At 60.3% G+C, this 1910-nt stretch carries 2 protein-coding genes; both read right to left on the bottom strand.

Features of this window, described 5'->3' with window-relative positions; translation table 11 throughout:
- The coding region (locus tag GTGU_RS22150) for a phage baseplate assembly protein (protein ID WP_038162776.1) at window positions 1–532 on the bottom strand (532 nt) is incomplete at its 3' end.
- Window positions 532–1860 carry a DNA circularization protein gene (locus GTGU_RS22155; protein WP_038162779.1) on the bottom strand — a complete coding sequence of 443 codons (1329 nt, stop codon included), beginning with the start codon at window positions 1858–1860 and terminating at the stop codon, window positions 532–534. The genes GTGU_RS22150 and GTGU_RS22155, both read right to left, overlap by 1 nt.
- Between the last annotated feature and the right edge of the window lie 50 nt (window positions 1861–1910).

Consider the following 1910-nt stretch of genomic DNA (forward strand, 5'->3'; position numbering starts at 1 on the left):
GCTTCGTGGAGGCTCGGGTGATAACCAGATTCCCGCGACCGTCGGCCGTCAGCAGAACGCCGCGCTGTTTCCCCAGACGGTCGAGCAGATCAAACGCCGTTTCCCCCTGTTCGAGCACCACGCTGCCGAACACCTCTCCGGTGTCGGTTTCGGTGATGACGCTGATGCCGTATGGCTGGCAGATTTCCGCCGCCAGCTGCTCGAGGCGGACACCTTTCCACTGCCCGGATTTATGCACCACGGAACTGTCAACGAGGTCACCGGTTTTATCCCGACCCATCACGCGAATGCTGACATTCTCCGCGTCATAGCTCGGGATGAAATCATCGATATAGCCGGTTACCACGGTGTCCTCTCCCAGCAGGACAGTGCAGGGAAGGCCCTGTTTGATAACTCTGGGCGACGCCTCAGACCACTGCGTGGTGATGGTCAGATCAAACTCACCGGCAATCGCCTCCAGTGAGGACGTGATCGACATTTCCGTCCAGCCATCCCACTGCTGGCCGTCAACCTGGAGAATGACACTTTCCATTATTCCGTCACCTCAACTGATTTTCCTGGCAGAATAAAGGCCGGGTCGCGCAGCCGGTTGCGGGTGGTGATGGTGTCCCGGTTCTCTGTATCACCGGTTTCTCGCCAGGCAACCAGCGCCACCGGCGAGGTGGTGGTAAGCGTCACCATACGCACCTGCGGCAGCTGCGCGCTGCGCACCCGGACGTCATTCACCACGGCAAAGCGTAAATCGCGCAGGGTGTGCCACAGCTCACGCTGGCCGTTCTCCACGGCATACACGGCCTGTTCTGCCAGCCGTTCCGCGAGGGCGTCACCGGTGTTAATAGCCTCTTCGCTGCTTCTGAAATCGGTCTGTGCCACCGTCTCCGCCTGTGCAACCAGCGTTGAGACGACAATCAGCTGCCGGAAGTCACTGATATTGGCCTGCATCGCATCGGTCATCACCGGCACCACGTCAGGCAGACTGCTGGCAAAACCGTACGTGCCGTCAGCCACCGAGCCAGGTGTTACCAGCATGTACTGCGGCAACTGGCGCAGGGCCGCCGCCGTGGCGCGGTCGCTGATACCGGTTTTTGCGGTCGATGACGGCCACGGTGATGCCGATGATGAAGATGTAAACTGGTCACCCTGCCAGCGGTTGCGGAGCTGATCGTAGATACGCATTGACCAGAGCGGCTCCGTCACCGTCTCCCGGACATCGCTGACAAGGCCGAGAATATCGCTGATAAAGCCGGCGGGTGCGGCCACCACCAGATCAATCAGACCACGGAAACGCCCGATACGATCCGTCCATTCCGAGATGGCGGAGGGCAGTGTCAGCGCACCGACGACCAGACTTTCCATGTCGTCAAGCCACGTATCGGTCATCTCGCCAAGACCATCCAGCAGGGCAAAAACGTCGCCGTTCGCCAGCGCGGCCTTCACCCTGTCGGCGGCGCTCAGCACGGTCAGGCTGGTATTTTCAGCCGCAGACGGAAACAGACGTTCACCGGCTTCGAATACCTCAAAATCGACATAGGCAATGCCGCCTTCCTCGGTACTCAGCCGGTGGGACACCTTGCCCACCTGGACTTTCTGAATACCGAACCACGGATGCACCAGTTCACCCGGCCCCGGCGTGTTCAGTGCCTGAAGTAACGCCTCCAGATCACGCTGGTAATTGTTGCCGAGCAGCTTGCCCCGGATTTGCTGGCTGGTCAGAACAGCACCGTTATCCTCCGTCCAGCCCACCTCTTTTTTCGGGTACGCGCGGGGAATTGCCCGGCGGCCACTGCCGCCTTCACTGTCCACCAGATAAAACGCCACGCCACGGAATGACGCTTCGCGCAGGTCTTCCCATTCCGCCATCAGCTTTGCCCCACATCAGAAACACCCGCTGACGCGCTGAGCGTCACACC

Origin of the sequence: Trabulsiella guamensis ATCC 49490 (assembly GCF_000734965.1) — a bacterium.
Classification (GTDB): Bacteria; Pseudomonadota; Gammaproteobacteria; order Enterobacterales; family Enterobacteriaceae; genus Trabulsiella; species Trabulsiella guamensis.

Bases quoted from the DNA above. Each gene is read 5' to 3' on its own strand.
- GTGU_RS22155 (WP_038162779.1), bottom strand. From the start codon at position 1,860: ATGGCGGAATGGGAAGACCTGCGCGAAGCGTCATTCCGTGGCGTGGCG.